The 17,718-nt window shown below is 37.4% G+C and carries 19 protein-coding genes; 11 read left to right on the forward strand and 8 right to left on the reverse strand.

Annotation, left to right across the window (positions count from 1 at the left end; all coding sequences use genetic code 11):
• Positions 1-377 precede the first annotated feature (377 nt).
• The gene (locus AC1M89_RS13815; protein ID WP_481614325.1) at positions 378-1,295 is read left to right on the forward strand and encodes a matrixin family metalloprotease; all 918 of its coding nucleotides are present in this window, start codon (positions 378-380) and stop codon (positions 1,293-1,295) included.
• Positions 1,296-1,395: 100 nt separating this feature from the next.
• Positions 1,396-1,770 (forward strand): hypothetical protein, encoded by a 375-nt coding sequence (locus tag AC1M89_RS13820; protein ID WP_035270344.1) that lies wholly within the window; start codon positions 1,396-1,398, stop codon positions 1,768-1,770.
• 57 nt (positions 1,771-1,827) lie between these two features.
• On the opposite strand, the gene AC1M89_RS13825 is transcribed toward AC1M89_RS13820, so the two are convergent.
• The 3 genes from AC1M89_RS13825 to purE form a co-directional block, all read right to left on the reverse strand.
• Positions 1,828-3,108, reverse strand: a complete 1,281-nt coding sequence (locus AC1M89_RS13825; RefSeq protein WP_481614326.1) for a lytic murein transglycosylase — start codon at positions 3,106-3,108, stop codon at positions 1,828-1,830.
• 629 nt (positions 3,109-3,737) lie between these two features.
• A complete protein-coding gene (locus tag AC1M89_RS13830) occupies positions 3,738-4,859 on the reverse strand; it encodes a 5-(carboxyamino)imidazole ribonucleotide synthase (protein WP_481588067.1) in 1,122 nt (373 codons plus the stop codon).
• 15 nt (positions 4,860-4,874) lie between these two features.
• The gene (gene purE / locus AC1M89_RS13835) at positions 4,875-5,387 is read right to left on the reverse strand and encodes a 5-(carboxyamino)imidazole ribonucleotide mutase (protein WP_035270333.1); all 513 of its coding nucleotides are present in this window, start codon (positions 5,385-5,387) and stop codon (positions 4,875-4,877) included.
• A 286-nt stretch (positions 5,388-5,673) separates the two neighbouring features.
• Between purE and AC1M89_RS13840 the strand changes: the two genes are divergently transcribed.
• Positions 5,674-6,936, forward strand: a complete 1,263-nt coding sequence (locus AC1M89_RS13840) for a DUF2254 domain-containing protein (protein WP_481592393.1) — start codon at positions 5,674-5,676, stop codon at positions 6,934-6,936.
• 16 nt (positions 6,937-6,952) lie between these two features.
• Here the strand turns inward: AC1M89_RS13840 and AC1M89_RS13845 are convergent, their stop codons facing one another.
• Positions 6,953-7,297: a DMT family protein gene (locus AC1M89_RS13845; protein WP_035270328.1), complete on the reverse strand. Its 345-nt coding sequence runs from the start codon at positions 7,295-7,297 to the stop codon at positions 6,953-6,955.
• A gap of 252 nt (positions 7,298-7,549) precedes the next feature.
• On the opposite strand from AC1M89_RS13845, the gene mpl reads away from it, so the two are divergent.
• Entirely contained in the window at positions 7,550-8,920 is a 1,371-nt protein-coding gene (gene mpl / locus AC1M89_RS13850) for a UDP-N-acetylmuramate:L-alanyl-gamma-D-glutamyl-meso-diaminopimelate ligase (protein WP_481592394.1), read from the forward strand.
• Between the two features lie 27 nt (positions 8,921-8,947).
• Here mpl and AC1M89_RS13855 read toward each other — a convergent pair whose 3' ends face one another.
• Together AC1M89_RS13855 and AC1M89_RS13860 are read right to left on the reverse strand one after the other, a co-directional pair.
• Complete coding sequence (locus AC1M89_RS13855) at positions 8,948-9,241, reverse strand: GNAT family N-acetyltransferase (RefSeq protein WP_481592395.1); 294 nt, start codon at positions 9,239-9,241, stop codon at positions 8,948-8,950.
• A 21-nt stretch (positions 9,242-9,262) separates the two neighbouring features.
• Positions 9,263-9,550, reverse strand: a complete 288-nt coding sequence (locus AC1M89_RS13860) for a GNAT family N-acetyltransferase (protein ID WP_035268578.1) — start codon at positions 9,548-9,550, stop codon at positions 9,263-9,265.
• 638 nt (positions 9,551-10,188) lie between these two features.
• On the opposite strand from AC1M89_RS13860, the gene AC1M89_RS13865 reads away from it, so the two are divergent.
• Positions 10,189-11,151: a TerC family protein gene (locus AC1M89_RS13865; RefSeq protein ID WP_481588063.1), complete on the forward strand. Its 963-nt coding sequence runs from the start codon at positions 10,189-10,191 to the stop codon at positions 11,149-11,151.
• A 68-nt stretch (positions 11,152-11,219) separates the two neighbouring features.
• Here the strand turns inward: AC1M89_RS13865 and AC1M89_RS13870 are convergent, their stop codons facing one another.
• Positions 11,220-11,783: a nucleotidyltransferase family protein gene (locus AC1M89_RS13870; RefSeq protein WP_180028803.1), complete on the reverse strand. Its 564-nt coding sequence runs from the start codon at positions 11,781-11,783 to the stop codon at positions 11,220-11,222.
• A 164-nt stretch (positions 11,784-11,947) separates the two neighbouring features.
• On the opposite strand from AC1M89_RS13870, the gene AC1M89_RS13875 reads away from it, so the two are divergent.
• The 5 genes from AC1M89_RS13875 (at position 11,948) to AC1M89_RS13895 (ending at position 15,549) form a co-directional block, all read left to right on the forward strand.
• Positions 11,948-13,003: a Rieske 2Fe-2S domain-containing protein gene (locus AC1M89_RS13875; protein WP_481592396.1), complete on the forward strand. Its 1,056-nt coding sequence runs from the start codon at positions 11,948-11,950 to the stop codon at positions 13,001-13,003.
• Between the two features lie 52 nt (positions 13,004-13,055).
• Positions 13,056-14,387 (forward strand): guanine deaminase, encoded by a 1,332-nt coding sequence (gene guaD, locus AC1M89_RS13880; protein ID WP_481592397.1) that lies wholly within the window; start codon positions 13,056-13,058, stop codon positions 14,385-14,387.
• Positions 14,353-14,484: a hypothetical protein gene (locus AC1M89_RS13885; protein ID WP_257219949.1), complete on the forward strand. Its 132-nt coding sequence runs from the start codon at positions 14,353-14,355 to the stop codon at positions 14,482-14,484. The genes guaD and AC1M89_RS13885 overlap by 35 nt, the downstream gene beginning before the upstream one ends.
• A 136-nt stretch (positions 14,485-14,620) precedes the next feature.
• Positions 14,621-15,148 (forward strand): hypoxanthine phosphoribosyltransferase, encoded by a 528-nt coding sequence (gene hpt, locus AC1M89_RS13890; protein ID WP_035268589.1) that lies wholly within the window; start codon positions 14,621-14,623, stop codon positions 15,146-15,148.
• A 149-nt stretch (positions 15,149-15,297) separates the two neighbouring features.
• Positions 15,298-15,549 (forward strand): GlsB/YeaQ/YmgE family stress response membrane protein, encoded by a 252-nt coding sequence (locus AC1M89_RS13895; protein ID WP_035268591.1) that lies wholly within the window; start codon positions 15,298-15,300, stop codon positions 15,547-15,549.
• Positions 15,550-15,600: 51 nt separating this feature from the next.
• Here AC1M89_RS13895 and AC1M89_RS13900 read toward each other — a convergent pair whose 3' ends face one another.
• On the reverse strand, positions 15,601-16,302 hold the full coding sequence (locus AC1M89_RS13900; protein ID WP_481592399.1) for a DsbC family protein: 702 nt from the start codon (positions 16,300-16,302) through the stop codon (positions 15,601-15,603).
• A 217-nt stretch (positions 16,303-16,519) separates the two neighbouring features.
• On the opposite strand from AC1M89_RS13900, the gene AC1M89_RS13905 reads away from it, so the two are divergent.
• On the forward strand, positions 16,520-17,713 hold the full coding sequence (locus tag AC1M89_RS13905) for an MFS transporter (protein WP_092768718.1): 1,194 nt from the start codon (positions 16,520-16,522) through the stop codon (positions 17,711-17,713).
• Positions 17,714-17,718 lie beyond the last annotated feature (5 nt).

The raw sequence follows: 17,718 nt of genomic DNA on the forward strand, positions 1-17,718 counted from the left end.
TTCATAATCTCTTAATGATCTTTCTAACATCTCGTCAATGCTAGAAGCTGGACTCGAAACACTTAACAACTCAGCAACCTGCTTCGTTCGTTTCCGTGTATCTCGTCGGTATGGGGTGCATTCTATAGATTTTTTCTTCCCTTGCAACCCCTTATTTCACTTATTTTCAACGGGTGTTGCTTTTTTCGACTAAAAAGATGAAAAACATGAATTTTCACTCGTTTTTTAATCATTATTCATATTTATTTTCATCATTCATTTAAATTTTACGAATAATTTTCATTTTTATACACACTGGAGCTCATATATTTTGATGTTTTATTTTCCAAAATGTTTTTTTAGGCTACATTGAATAAAAATTAAGTTGAATTGCTCGCATGATGCGCTCCATTATTCTGATCTTTTCCTTTTTATGCGTTGCATATTTTGCTGTACAACGTTTTATTCATCCTCAATTAAATCACAATTCAACTTTAGATCGGCTTCAACACCCCATTGATCAACGCCTAAGATATCGTATTGGGTTTATTGACCCAAGATTTCAACTTGATACAGAGGCATTACGCCAAATAACTCAAGAGGCAGCGAATATCTGGGAAAATCAAACTCAACAAAAGTATTTCGTTTACGACCCCAATGCTCGTCTTACAATTAATCTCATTTTTGATGAACGTCAAAATGAATCCAATTATAGAAAGCATACGCTAAAGCAATTTGAAAATAGCAAATCATTAGCCGACCAAATGAGATTACAGCTAGAGCAAGAATCACAACAACTTGAATTTTTAAAACAGCAAATTGAACAGCAGCAACATAACTATAGTAGTGATCTAGATCAACATAATAATTTTGTCCACCATATTAATGGCTTAAACACATCTATTACAGATTCACAATTTCAGCAGATCAATACCTCTAAGACACGACTCACACAACAAAAGCTTGAGATTGAAAGCAATATTGAACGATTTAACATCTTACGAACAGAACTCAACGATAAAGTTGAAAAATTCAATCAATCCCAACACCAACAACGTAAAGCCATTGATGAATTTAACCAAGTTTTTCAAGCCAAAATGTTCCATAAAGGCGAGTTTAATGGTCGTGAAATCAATATTTATGAATTTCAATCTATAGATGAACTTCGAATCACATTGGCTCACGAATTAGGTCATGCATTAGGTCTCCAGCATACTAACGACCCTAATGCCTTAATGTATCCAATTCTAGAAAAGCAGAATTTCTCCAATTTTAAATTGACTGCTGCCGACCTCGAACTGCTAAAAAGTCGATAAAATCAGTACCACAGCTCAATCCCATAATTAAATTAAGGATTTAATTGAATAGTTTTGAATTCGTGTTAAGGTATTTTAAAATTAATCAGAGGAGAGAGACGTGAGTTATTATCATATTATTCTTGAGGTAAATGATCATATCAGCACGATCGAGGAAACTCGTGATATTGAAATATTTGATATTGTCGAGCTTCAACCTTATCTCTACTCAATTTTACTGCCATATTTCAATAAACAACTCATCGAACTGGATGATGAGAACATTAAATTCGAAGATGTCTTACATATTCAAATTAAGCAAACATTATTACCTATTCAAGATTTAATTGAAGAAGAACAACGCCAACTTCCAAGCGATACAGATGTCACCATTACAGCTTATGAAATTTTTAATGATCGAGAATTAAGTCAAGATGTAACCTTAGTCATTTTTGACTTACTCGATGCTGTTAAAATCGATCGTTCTATTATCTAGAAACCTCATCAGAAAAAAGGTCAACCCATGTTGACCTTTTTTAATCCAAGAACCTATTTATTGCATCATCAGCTGAGCCTGCTCATTTCTAAATGCACTCAATATCTGCTGTCCCGCTCGACCTGTAGGATTTAAGCCCAATCGGGTTTGCTCTTGACGAATTGCCTGTCGAGTTTTATCCCCAATTAAACCATCAATCGCACCAATATCGTAACCGCGCTGGATTAAATAGCGTTGAATTTCTCGGCGTTCTACTCTTGATGTACCAGGATCATCAGTCGGCCAAGCTTTTGCAATTTTAGGTTTTCCTTGCAATCGATCTGATAAATGTGCGATTGCCAATGCATAACTTTCTGCTGCGTTATAACTATATATAGCATCAAAATTTTTAAATACTAGAAAGACTGGCCCAGCACTGCCAGCAGGCGCAAGCAACCCAGCTTGAGAAGAGGCAGAAAGATTACCCTGAATTAAAGGGGAGCCATCCACTCTATTCAATCCTTGATTGACCCAATAAGACAATGCTTTCTTATTACGTCGCCCCTCACCTACAACTGACATTCCTGCAGGAATCTGCACTTCAAATCCCCAAGGTTGACCAGTTTGCCATCCTCTTTTCTTCAAAAAATTTGCTGTTGAAGCCAAAGCATCTGGAATACTCGAGACTAGATCACGTCGTCCATCACCATCAAAATCTACAGCAAGCTCATCATAGGTTGAAGGCATAAACTGAGTATGACCAAAAGCCCCTGCCCACGATCCTCTCAATTGTTCTTCCCGAACATCACCACGCTGTAAAAGTTTCATGGTGGTAAAAAATTCACCTCTAAAATACGATTGACGGCGCCCCTCACAGCTTAAAGTTCCCAAAGCTTGAAGCAATGGATAGCGTCCAGAAATATCACCATAATTACTCTCAACTCCCCAAACTGCAACCACCATTTCAGCTGGAATGCCATAAGCCACACTTACACGGTCAAGTGTTTCTCGATGCTGTTGAAGTTTCTGTTGCCCCAATTGAACACGTTCATCATCAACTAAACCTGACAAATAATCCCAAATTGGCGTCGAAAATTCAGGCTGATAATTTAAACGTTCAATCACAGAATAGTCAGGAGTTAAATTCTGCGTGTAACGATCATACGTCGCCGAGCTAACCCCTTTAGTAATCGCTTGTGATTTTAAATTCGAGATGCATTGCTGAAAATTAGGAGCGGATGACACAGTTGCCGTCATGGATGGCGAGGCTGTCACAGACTGACCATTAATAATCAACTCAGCATGAGTTTGAGACATCGCTAAAAAAAATGAACCTATCGTGAGTGCAAGCCGTTGCATAAGACCCTGTAATTCTAAAATGTTGGAATTATGTCTTTACCTTAACAGCTCACTCTAAAAATTAAAGCATCGAATCGTAAATTTAAATTCATACTTTCTACTTTTTAAATTTATTTTGAAAATTTAAATTTAAAAACTTATCCACAACCTAGTTTTAAATTCATTTGTTATTGAATTTAAATTTAAACCGCCACACAACATTTAAATTCAAAAACTTATCCACAGTCATCCAATACTACAAATTAACCTAAATCATTGAAAATTATAAATATTAAAATAATTTAATTTACTCAACAGATAAGAATTTAGATATAAATCTTTAAATACATTTTTGAATTCAAACCTCAATAGTAACTTTGAATTCAAAATATCCTGCAAGCCTATTATTTTGAATTTAAACCCACTTTGAATTCAAAGTTAAGATGGCTCACATAAGCCATAATCAAACTTATACACAGTTCAAGATATGTATTCTAATCAGAACTAATAGTATAATTATTATGCAATTTTTTTAAAATTTCATCCGACCAATGGCAAGTGATTTTTAAAGAGGCGCAATCATGCCTTAAACAAGATAAATAAAAAAGCGACCACTCGTGTGATCGCTTTTTTTATCAGCAACTTAAAGTCTAGATGGTCATATCTTCACTTAATGCTAATGGGTTTGGTAAAATTTTCGACAATTGGCGACAGAGTGTAGTCAATTCTGAGCTATCGATTGGCATTAAGGTAATATGACCAATTTTACGACCTTCACGTTCTGACTTGTTATAAAGGTGCAAATGTGCACCCTCTAAAGCCAACACATCTTCAGTCTTTGGATGCTGACCAATAATGTTCACCAATACCGTTGGACGAATCATCTCAGTTGAACCCAAAGGTAAGCCTGCAACAGCACGGATATGGTTTTCAAACTGAGAGCACACAGCACCTTCAATCGACCAATGACCTGAGTTATGTACACGTGGCGCCATCTCATTAGCATATAAGCCTTTGTCCGTCACAAATAGCTCAAGCGTCAGCACACCGACATAGTTCAAATGGTTAAGCAAGCGAGTGATGTAATCTTGTGCTACAGGTTGTAGATCTACACTGTTCGGTGCAGGGACAATCGAGTGCGATAAGATACCATTGTGATGGTGGTTCTCAGCCAATGGCCATGTTTTCACATCACCATTCTGACCACGTACTGCAATGATTGACACTTCACGCGAGAAAGTCACAAAACTTTCAGCAATCAATTCACCCGCAGGACCAAGTTCCGCCCATGCTTGATCAATTTGATCCGCAGTGCGTAAGACAAACTGACCTTTACCATCATAACCACCACGTGAAGTTTTTAGTACGATTGGAAGACCAAGTTCAGCGACCGCGTTTTGTAAACTTTCTAGTGATGTCACCGCTTTGTAAGGTGCTACTGGAATATCTAACTCATCAAATAACGCTTTTTCAGACAAGCGATGCTGAGCAATCGCTAAAGCCTGACGCGGGGGATGCAGTTGCTTGGTTTCAGTTAATACATCTACATCTGACAATGGCGTATTTTCAAATTCTAAAGAAAAGACTTCTGCACTATTAATGAAATCCTGTAAGCCATTTTTAGCTTGAGTTGAGATCACTGGACCCAAAGCAGCAGAAGGGCAGTCTGTACTTGCTTCAAAAAAAGTACATTGAATATTTAATGGAAGTGCCGCCTGCGCCATCATTCGACCCAATTGACCGCCACCAAAAATACCGATGGTTTTATCCATAAGATTTCTCTCGAATTAAGCTTGACCAGGAATATTTTTACTCGCAACTTTCTCAGTTTGCGCTAAACGAAAATCGGCTACATTCTTTGCAATATCTGGGCGAGTTAAACCTAAAATTTGTGCCGCCATAATCGCAGCATTGGTCGCACCTGCAGGACCAATTGCCAATGTACCGACAGCAATACCTGCTGGCATTTGTACAATGGAAAGCAATGAATCAACACCATTCAAGATCGAAGATTTAACCGGCACACCTAGAACAGGAAGATCAGTCTTCGCTGCGCACATACCCGGTAAATGCGCTGCACCACCAGCACCCGCAATAATCACTTGGATACCACGATCACGAGCTTGCTCAGCATATTCAAACAAACGATCTGGCGTACGGTGTGCTGAAACAACTTCCGCTTCAAAGGGTACACCAAGCTGATTCAACATATTGGCAGTGTGTTCGAGTGTCGCCCAGTCTGACTGAGAGCCCATGATAATTCCAACGAGAGGAGTGTCTTGTGAAGCGGCCGCATTCATTGCAATGTTTCCAGAGATTAAAGTAAGAGAGATAAATCTCGACGAGAGCCAAGCTTTAATAAGAACTCACTATTATAGACTGAAAATGAATAGGTCTAAAGTTAAGCTGATAAAATAAGGATTAAAAATATATACTTGTTAATAGACATAAAAATGAATTTTATGATTGGTCATTGTTCTGCCTCATCCACCTTAAACATCTGGCTCATTTAAGATAAATTGAAATTGAATTTGGATTAAACTGAACTAAGCCATTCAAATTAAAAAATAAAAAGGAGAATATAGCATGTGGTTTAAACTGAAATTATGGTGGAATAACCCTGCAGAAAATTTATGGTTTACACCAGCACTTGGAGCTTTATTAGCGATTTTTTTCTCTTTATTTGCAACTGCAAGTCGTTATTTTATTCCATCACACGCGGTTCCAAATATCAGTATTGAAACACTAAGTAGCCTACTGGATATCATTGCTTCGAGTATGCTGGCGGTCACTACATTTTCACTTTCGATTATGGTCGCCGCATTTGCTTCAGCTTCATCGAGTGGTACGCCACGTGCTTATAAGCTGATGATGAATGATGATAATACTCGTCTCGCAATTACCAGTTTTATTTCCGCATTTATCTATGCCGTCATCGCAAAAATCGCTTTAGGTTTACAATATTATGGAGTTTCGGGTCGATTTGTCTTATTCGTAAGTACCATTTTGGTTCTTATTTATTTGATTGTGACATTAATTCGCTGGGTACAAACATTGTCTCAGCTTGGCACACTAACCAATGCTATTTCTAAAATTGAAACAGCAGCATCTCAAGCTTTAAGTACATTCCGTACACACCCCAACTTTGGCGCTTCAGGACAAAAACCATTTGGCGAAAGCCAACTCAAAATACACCCAAAACAGACAGGTTATTTTACTCATTTTGATATTGAGTCCTTAAATCTTCTTGCTCAAACTCACAATGCACATATTCATCTTGCTTTTCTTCCTGGGAAATTCGTAGACCCATCACTGGTTCTGATTGAAGTCTTTACGGAAAATCCAATAGATGACGAAGAATTAAAAAATTTAGAACATCAAATTCATGAATTCGTGATTATCGAAACGAACCGAAGCTTTTTACAAGACCCAAGATTTGGTTTATTGGTCATGAGCGAGGTTGGACAAAAAGCGATGTCAGCTGCAATTAATGATGTGGGTTCAGCAATTAGTGCGATCAATGCCTTAACGCGGATTATTATTGATAGTCAGCCAGATCCAGAACAGAAAACTTTTAATTTCTCGAATATCAGTGTCGATATGTTTGATATTCGTGAGTTTATTAGCAGTAGCTTTGCACCGATGGCACGGGACTGTATAAGTAATATCGAATTAAATCAAAGAATAATTAAATGCTTATCCATGATTGAAAAAAATGTATCTGAACCGGAACTACGGGAAGCTGCTCATGAAATGGCACATGAAATCTTGGCACGCTGCTTAAAACATTTTGATTTTGAACCTGATCGTCAAAGATTAGTTCGGGAATATGAAAATAACTTTAGTTAATCTTCATCCTTTTGAATCATGGTGTTCTAAATACAAAATAGACACAACCACATAAGCAAAGTGCAGCCCATACATAATCTAATTTGAAAGGCTGTTTAAACATGAAAATCATGAAAGGAACAAATACCAATAGCGTAACGACTTCCTGAGTGATTTTCATTTGTCCCACAGCCCAGCCATTTTGAGCCAGCATCTTGGTTGCAGGAATCATTAAGCTGTATTCGAATAATGCAATGATCCAACTAAATAGAATGGCTTGCCATAAAGGGGCATCATGCGGCAAAAATTTTAAATGACCATACCACGCCAAAGTCATAAAGCAATTTGCTAAAATCAGAAGCAATAAAGGTAAATAAATCATTTAAATCTCAAGTTAAATCGTCCGCGTTATTCTACGATTAAATCATTTCGTTTCATCATACTAGATTAAAAATATTCATATATTTTAGCTCATAAGTTTAAAAATTTATTTCTGCAAAATTTTACGGAATGCCTTCTAATAATCACTATCTTTTCACCAAGACCCTTGTTATCGTTGACATCAAATCAAATAACACATGACAACAGCACCAAAAAGATGTTTGTGTCGAAAAGAGTAGTGGAGTAAATCATCATGCATCTGCATATTTTGGGAATCTGTGGCACCTTTATGGGATCGTTAGCACTGTTAGCTCGAGACCTAGGGCACACAGTGACAGGCTCGGACCAAAATGTGTATCCACCTATGTCGACACAACTTGAAAATGCGGGTATTACCTTAATGCAAGGTTATGACCGTAGTCATTTGCAACCACACCCAGATTTAGTGATCGTTGGTAATGCCATGAAACGTGGAATTGACGCCGTTGAATACATGCTAAATCAGGGTTTACCCTATATCTCTGGACCACAGTTCCTTGCCGACCATGTGCTACAAGGTAAACATGTATTAGGGGTTGCTGGTACACACGGAAAAACAACTACTACCACGATGTTAGCTTGGGTATTAGATCAAGCGGGCTTGGAACCGGGTTTTTTAATTGGTGGTGTACCACTTGGATTTAAAGAAAGTGCTCGTCTAGGCGGAGGTCAATATTTCTGTGTAGAAGCAGATGAATACGACTCTGCCTTCTTTGATAAACGATCTAAATTTGTTCATTACCATCCAAAGACAGCTATTCTGAATAATCTTGAATTTGATCATGCAGATATCTTTGATGATCTCGCTGCCATTCAAAAACAATTTCATCATTTGGTTCGTACTATTCCAAGTGAAGGCCGTATCATCGCACCAATCACTGAAACGAATATTGATGAAGTTTTGGCACAAGGCTGTTGGACACCGATCGTCCGCACATCCCTCGAATCTCATGATCAAGCAACTATCTCTGCAAACCAACTTTCTGCAGATGGTACTCATTTCCAAGTCTTAAAAGACGGCGAAGTAAAAGGTACAGTCCAATGGTCGATGACAGGTCAACACTCCGTTGCAAATGCTTTAGCAACCATTGCAGCTGCAGAGCATGTAGGTGTTTCCATTGAAACTGCATGCGAAGCATTATCGAATTTTGGTGGTGTAAAACGCCGTATGGAGCTCCTCGATACCATTCGAGGTATTGAAGTTTTCGATGATTTTGCTCATCACCCAACAGCAATTGACACAACACTGGATGGTGCTCGTAAACGATTAGGCGAACGTAAACTATGGGCGATTATTGAGCCGCGCTCAAATACGATGCGAATGGGAAGCCACAAAGATGGTTTAGCATATTCTGCTCGATTGGCAGATGAAGTGATTTGGTATCAACCTGAGGGTTTAGATTGGGATCTACAACCTGTTGTTGAAGCTGCTCCGAATAAAGCTGTGGTAGCGCGTACTTTAGAAGAGATCATCCGAAATGTCGTGAATGAAGCAGGCGAGGGGGATGCCGTTGTGATCATGTCAAACGGTGGATTTGGTGGTTTGCATCAAAAACTCATTCAAGCACTCAAAGCAAAAGAATAAATAAAAAAGCCCGCTCTGCGGGCTTTTTTATTTATAAGCGATAACGTCATGATATTCATTATGAAAACGCTTAAACATGACAACCACATAAGAGCAAGTTGGAACAATTTTTAATTTTTCTGTACGAGCAAATTCTACAAGTCGATCTAACAATAACTTTGCAGTTCCTTGTCCACGTAAACGATCATCGACCCAAGTATGATCCGCTATAATGATCTGTGGAGTTTGGTAACGATAGCTGATTTCTGCAATTCTTGATTGATCTGCGTCCGTGAGATAAAACTCACCGCCTTTCACACTATCGATATGTTCAAACTGCATATGACTGCTCACTGTATGATTTTATTTAAACAGAACATCGTGGATTGCTTCATCTTTGTTGAAAACAGATTTAGCAAATGGACAAAGCGGTAAGATTTTAACATTCTTTTGACGTGCTAATTCCACCGCACGGTCAACAAGTTGACGTCCCACGTTTTGCCCTCTTAATGAATCATCAACCCAAGTATGATCAATAATAAATTTATCTTCACCTGCCCATGAATAAGTCATTTCAGCTAAATGATGGCCATCTTCACCAATAAAAAACTCACCTTTTGATCCATTTTCTTGATGTTTAATTTCTAACATTATCATTATCCTATCATTCGTTATTAAATATAGATTAGAACGACATATTTACATAACACTATGAAAAAATGGGACAAACTTGTCTATCAATTACAAATTCAAAACTTTAATTTATTTTAAAAAAAGAAATATTATAAAAAACAAAAATATATATTGTCAGTCATAATCATTAAATGTTATTTTTTTAACATATAAATGTATTATTATTGTTAAAAAATTAATGAGTAAATGAAATGGATATCTATTTAATATCAATTGTAGTATTGATCATCATTGCAATAATCTTATTAATTTCAATTTTTAAAGACAAATTTAATAACCCATTTAAATAATTTGCACACAACTTATAAGTGTGTCATCCTTTGTGCACTCGAAATCAAATGAAACGATTTCAACGTAATTTATTATCAAATTTGAACAAGGGGAGTAGCCTCCTCCAACAGTACTTAAATACTGTGTCAGAATATCGTCATTACACTTTGAAAGAAGTCGGTATCTGAGCATCATTTCGATTATCTAAAAAATGCTTAATCAAAATGGTGTAGGCAAGACCTTGATCATGTTGTTTCAGAATTATTATCTGGCAACTGGTCGAGGTTTTTTTATGCCAAAATCAATTGCCAGTATTGGAGATCACTATGGAAACCATAGGCAATATTTGGCTTTATGTCATTTTTTTTGGCATCGTCACGATTATGCTCTTAATTGACTTTCTAGGTTTTAAACAAAAAGAAGGTCAAGAAGTTAAAGTTAAAACTGCTGCTTATTGGAGTATTGCATGGGTCACTGTCGCAACACTTTTTGGTGGTGGACTATGGCTATATCTAGAAAATACCGCTGGTATAAACGTAGCCAATACGAAAGTTATGGAATATTTTGCCGGCTATTTACTGGAAAAGTCACTCGCAATTGATAACGTCTTTGTGTGGCTAATGATTTTTGCTGCATTCGCTATACCTCCTGCACTTCAACGTCAATTACTCCTTTATGGTGTTTTGGGCGCTATTATTCTCAGAACAATTTTTATTTTTATCGGTGCGTGGTTCGTTCAGGAATTTTCGTGGATCCTCTATATCTTCGGTGCTTTCCTTGTATACACTGGATTTAAATTCCTTAAAGGACAAGAGGATGATCCAAATATTGAAGATATGGCCATTCTGAAATGGCTACGCAAACACATGCGAATTACTCCACAGTTGGAAGGAAATAAGTTTTTCGTAAGGCAAAATGGCGTTCTATGGGCAACCCCATTATTTTTAGTGCTAATTTTAGTCGAGGCATCTGATGTTATTTTTGCAGTCGATTCTATTCCAGCGATTTTTGCGGTCACCACTGATCCTTTTATCGTCCTTACAGCTAACTTGATGGCTATCCTCGGTCTACGGGCTATGTTTTTCTTACTGTCTGGAGCCGCTTCAAAAATGCATTATTTGCCTTATGGACTTGGGGCTATTTTAATTTTTATCGGTTTCAAAATGCTTATGCTTGACGTATTCCATATGCCAATTTGGATCTCATTAAGTTTTATCGTGATTGCCCTTTCAATTACAGCATGGCTTTCAATTCGTTATAGTAAAAAACATCATCAAACGACCTTATAAGGTCAAACTTTGTTGGATTCAATAAAGCCTTCATCTGAAGGCTTTATTTATATCATTAGATGAGCCATCTAATTCACAATGCTTAACTTAGGCCATCGTTCCAAAAAACATTTTGACTTAACCCTATGTTCAAAGACTCCACGTGAAACCAAACGATTATTCCACCTTAATTTTAAAGTAAATAAATCTTCAAGCCCCAAAGGGGCGAGGATTTCAATATGATTATTCTCCATTAATTTGATAGCGATTGCGGTTGCCGTTTCTGGCCAAAAACTCATAGCATGATGTACTGAAGTATATGGATCAATTTGAGCACCTTCATCAGTTCTGTACCAATGATGTACCAGAGCTTGATTTGTAATGTCCCAATGAATATTAGGATATCTATGTTGAAGTGCACCCTTTAAATAATTTCGTCTCTCATCCATTTTTTCTGAAGGATCAAAATAAATGACATCGATTTCAGTTTCAAAAATGGAATAATTTTGATTATGTAAATAAGACCAGATCCAATTTCGAATCAAGCCCGCACTAAAATAGGCCGCACTATCAATCTGCCGTAAACACTGTAAAAGTTCATAGATATCTGCATTAGACCGTATTAAATGGCTTAACTTCTCATATAAGTCCATGGGTAAATTCACTTTATATATTTTGATTAGAATTTAATATTTCCACTCAGCTCTCCAATTTTAAATGTTAAGAGACGGTTGGCAAAGATCTTGCATCATCTCCAAAGAAAAAAGCTCAGTAAATTTAGCGCAGCTCTTCGGAGCTCTTTTTTTAGGAAATGACGATGAATATGATTCCCGCATTAAATCCACTCAGTGCACCTTGCCAATGTAGTTTCGACTTACAAGATTGGGAAATTCTCGCGCAATATTGGTATCCAGTGGCTCGTATTCAAGATGTTTCAACCACACCACATCAGGTCACTTTACTTGATGTAAAAATGGCGATTTACCAAACTGACAATGGGGAAATTCGATTAGTGCGTGATATCTGCCCTCATCGTGGTGTACCTCTAAGTAAAGGATGGGTAGAGGGTGAAGAAATTATTTGCCGATATCACGGTCTAAGATTCGACCTTGCAGGGAAGTGTACAAAAATTCCTGCTCAACCTGATTTAACTAAGATATCTGACCGTTTTAGTTTAACTCAATTTCCAGTAATTTTGAGATATGGACTGGTCTGGACTAGCTTGCATGGACGTGATTTTCAACACAATAATATTCCCCAACTTGACACTTGGGATCATCCTGATCATCAGTCTATTTTACCTCCATATGTTGATATTGCAGGCTCAGCAGGTCGTCAACTCGAAGGATTCATTGATGTAGCTCACTTTGCATGGGTGCATCACGAAGCTTTTGCAGATCGAAACAACCCAGTTGTACCGAAATACCATACTGAGAGAACAGACTATGGTTTAAAAACAATTTATATTAGTGGTGTCAGTAATTACCCGCATGCTTTGAAACACCTAGAGCCAGAAGGTTTTGAGTGGAAAAGAACTTTTGATATTTACCCACCATTTTCAGCGATATTAACTGTAGATTTTCCAGACAATGGGATTTTAAAAATCTTGAATGCGTGTTGTCCTGTATCGGTCAATCAAACCAGATTATTTGTTCCTTTGACGCGTAATTTTGATCAGACTGGAGATTTACAAGCAGTCTATGATTTTAATGCCCAAATTTTTGCCGAAGACCAAGATATCGTAGAATCGCAAAAACCTGAAGAATTACCACTTGATTTAATGATGGAAGCGCATTTTGAGGCTGATCGATCTTCGACTACTTATCGTCGTATTCTCGCAGAGTGGGGGCTCAGCAAACGATATACAGTTTAATTAAGATAGATCAGTTACAATCAATCGAAAAAATTAAAAGTGTAGGTTTTAAATGTCTTCTGTAGTTGCATCGACGGCGATTCGCGGTCGCTTCCTAGATATTCAGAATACGGTTGCCCAAGCGCGTGAAATTCACGACCAAGTGCGTTACGTAGAAGATGGTTTATTGATTACTCAAGCGGGTAAAATTCAATGGTTTGGTCGTTGGGAAGATGGGCAACAACAGCTCCGTCAGCTTGAATCCTCTATCCAAGTTGAGCATTACCCAGATCAACTGATTGTTCCTGGTTTTATCGATACGCATATTCACTTTCCTCAAACTGAAATGGTAGGTGCGTATGGCGAACAATTACTCGAATGGCTGAACACTTATACCTTTCCTACAGAAATCCAATTTCAAGACAAAGCTTATGCAGACCAAATTGCACACTTTTTTGTCAATGAGCTGGTGAAAAATGGCACAACGACTGCATTGGTTTTTTGTACAGTTCATAAAGAATCTGTTGATGCACTATTTGAAGCGGCAGAACAATACCAGATGCGTTTGATTGCAGGCAAAGTATTGATGGATCGTCATGCACCTGAAGCACTGACAGACACCGCTGAAAATGCTTATACAGATAGCAAAGAATTGATTGAGAAATGGCATGGTAAAGGTCGAAACCTTTATGCCATTACGCCTCGCTTTGCGCCTACCTCTACACCAGAACAATTAAAAAGAGCAGGGCAGTTAAAAACTGAATATCCTGATGTATATATTCATACTCATTTGAGTGAAAACACCAATGAAATCGCTTGGGTGAAAGAGCTTTTTCCTGAGCAAAATGGCTATTTAGATGTGTATCACCACTATGGATTAACAGGCAATAAATCTGTTTTCGCTCACTGTGTTCATTTAGAAGAGCATGAATGGGATTGTATGCATCAAACAAACTCTGCAATCGCCTTCTGCCCGACTTCAAACCTCTTTCTAGGAAGTGGATTGTTTCCATTGAAAAAAACCTGGGATAAACAAGTTAAAGTCGGTCTTGGCACAGACATCGGTGCGGGGACTTCATTTAATCAGCTTCAGACGTTGAATGAAGCCTATAAAGTTCAACAACTCCAAGGCGACAAATTATCTGCATTTGAATCGCTTTATCATGCGACCCTAGGTGGAGCAAAAGCATTAGCGCTCGAGGATAAACTTGGTAACTTTAATATTGGAAAAGAAGCGGATTTTGTTGTATTAAATTTGAATGCCACTGCATTACAAACATTAAGACAACAACGCGCTAAAAATATTGAAGATGCACTTTTCGCATTGTTTACCATGGGTGATGATCGAAATATTGAGGCGACTTATATTTATGGACAAAAAGCATATCAACAATCAGCATCCTAATGCTCAGACTCAACCACAACACCCAATTAAAAAATATGTGTTAATTGGTGCTGTATTCTTAGTTTGTGCTGTCGTACTAAAACGCGATGCGCATTAATAAACCATTAGTTTACATTTCGTTTTTTTAAAAAGGGTGCAACATTCTGGGATATGTTTTAAAATCGAAGCATATTTCAGGTGTTGCAGGTCAACACCTTTTTTAATTTTAGAATTGTTGTTTTAGGTATCTACCCATGACCATTGACATGAAAGTGTTGATTTCCGCTGAAGAAATTCAAGCGAAAGTTAATGAACTTGGTAATCAAATTAATGCTCACTATGCAAATAGTGATCGAGAATTGGTTCTTGTAGGCTTACTTCGCGGTTCAGTGATTTTCATGGCAGACCTATGCCGCACCATTGAAAAACCACACGAACTCGACTTTATGACAGTTTCAAGTTACGGCAGTGGAACGACTTCTAGTCGTGATGTTAAAATTCTAAAAGACCTTGATGGTGAAATTCGTGGTAAAGATGTTCTTGTCGTAGAGGACATCATCGATTCAGGCAATACGCTGAGTAAAGTGGTAGAAATCCTTGAAACTCGTGAGCCAAACTCTATCAAACTTTGCACGCTGATCAGTAAGCCTTCTCGAAGAGAAATCGACTTGGAAGTAGAGTTTCTAGGATTTGAAGTTGAAGATAAATTTATCGTAGGTTATGGACTAGATTACGATCAAAAATACCGTCATATTCCATTCATTGGTGAAATCGGTCTGTAATGTTTTTCAAGAAAGTGGCATATGCCACTTTCTTTATAAACAACAAAATAACAACAACATGTAGCGTGATTCTTCTTTTCAAACATCAATACATAATCAACTATATTTGAGCGACACAATAAAAATGCATGATAAAAAGGAGAACAAGTATGTTTTCACTTATTGGAGCTATTCTTATCGGTTTTATAGCAGGTTTAATTGCTCGCGCAATTCATCCTGGTGACGATAAAGCAGGTTTCATTGTCACGACGTTATTAGGTATTGCTGGTTCATTACTTGCTACATATGGTGGACGCCTTCTTAATATTTATCCCGAAGGTTCATCGGCAGGTTTTATTGCTTCAGTCATAGGCGCAATTATCGTTCTGTTTATTTATAACCTCGTTACCAAAAAATCTTAATCAAAAAAGCACCTTGTTAAGGTGCTTTTTTTCATTTCTATGAACTAGATTTTATAAGTTCAGCTCTTTCCAAATTTTTTCAATTTCTGAAGCTGGATAAGCGCCTGTTACCTTAAATCCATTTTCAAAAATAATTGCTGGCGTTCCTTGAACACCTAGACGACGTCCAAGTTCCAAATTTCGTTCAATAGGGTTTGAACAATCAGCTTGGGCTGTTGGTTGTTGATTCTTTTGTAAAAGAGCATTCCATGCAAACTCACGGTTTGCGGAGCACCAAACTTGTTTAGAGGGCTGGATCGATTGAGATTTAATTGGATACATAAACGTATAAATTGTCACATCTTTTAACTGGCTTAAATTATTTTCAAGCGTCTTACAATATGGACAATTTGGGTCAGAAAAGATCGCGAGCTGACGCTTACCATTCCCCCTTACAGTCTTAATGGCATCTTGAAGTGGAAGTTGTTTAAAGTCGACTGAATTATGTTTCAGCACCAAATCACGTGTTAGATTTTTTTGATCTTCGATACGAATCATTGATCCAAAGAATAAATGCTTAGCTTCTTCATCAATATAAATAATCTGATTGTCTAAAGATCCGCTATAGAGACCTTTCATCTCAGTTTTTTGTAAATTTTGAATATTCAATTTTGGGTGCTGCGTTTTAATTTTTTGCTGAAGCAATTCAATATTCGCAAAACTAGAACTTGTAGACAGTGCAAGTAAAGCACTGATTAAAATTTTTTTATACATAAGTTGAGCATATGTTTGATGGATATTATTGCTTATTCTAATCTTCTACTTTCTACAAAGATCAGTTTTTATGTAATTTTAAACCTCATAAATTGTTTCACGTGAAACCAAATATGACAGTTGAATTTTAACTGATTGAAGATAATTGACTCATGCTTAACAGTCGACATAGACTAATGAATCTTCGTATCAGCACTGCTGTTCTATAAGACAAATAATGAATGAAAACCAATCGTGGCGAGATTTTATTCTCGTAAGTATCGCACTCTGTATCGGCACCATTGGAACAGCGCTTGCTAGCCCACTTTATCCAATTTACCAAGAATTATGGGGGTTAAACCCGAGCGATATCACCTTTATTTTCGTTTCCTACATGCTAGGGTGCCTGACCACCTTACTGTTTTTGGGCAGAACCAGTAATACCATTGGTTATGTAAAAACTATGCAACTTGGGCTCATTTTTATCACCATTGGCTTGTTAATGTCTATCTTTGCGAGCGATGTCATGTCTCTCTCATGGGGAAGATTTATCATTGGTATCGCATCTGGATTGATGACAACATCTGCTCTTATTGGGCTTATTCAAACTGTTCCAACTTCCCATAAACAAATTGCACCACAATTAAGCTCAATCATTACTGCTGTTGGATTTGGGTTAGGTCCTTTATTTGGGGGATTTTTTGCTGAATTCTTTGCATATCCTTTGGTAATACCTTATGTACCCATTGTGATAGGTTCAATATTTTGCTTCTTTAGTCTATTTACACTCAAACCTATACCTTTTGATGTGCAAAAATTTAATTTTGCTCCCAAATTATTAACACCACAATCACATGATCGCACTCAATTTTTTATACTGAGCTTGACTGCATTTGCTGTTTTTGCAGGATTTAGTTTATACGCCTCACTATCTCCTTCATTTGTTAAAGACATTTTGCCTTGGCACGGTCCACTGATTAGTGGTTCTGCCATTACTGTCATTTTACTGATTTCAGCTGCGACACAATTTTTTTCAAGATCAATCAAACCGCAATCCAGCCTATTACTCGGTATCATGACTTGCTTCATGAGCGTGATCGCTTTATTCCTCTGTATGGAGTTTAAAATTAGCTGGTTATTTTTCCTAAGCGATGGTCTGTTTGGGATTGGACATGGCTTAGCTTTACTTGGGGCTTTCGGACTTATTCATCACATGACCACACCTCACAATCGAGCCGCCGTCATGTCTACTTATCTCTTTATCGGCTATCTCGGAACGATTCTACCCATCCTAGCAGTAGGATATTTAGCTGACCATTTTGGGCTTACAAATGCAGTGATTTGGTTCTGTATTGCAATTTCAATCTTACTGATTGTTTTATTCATAAAGCAGATGATGGTTAAGCCAAGCAAGTTACCTTTAGCCAATTAACCAAA

The sequence above is a fragment of the Acinetobacter sp. ANC_7635 genome (assembly GCF_056779945.1).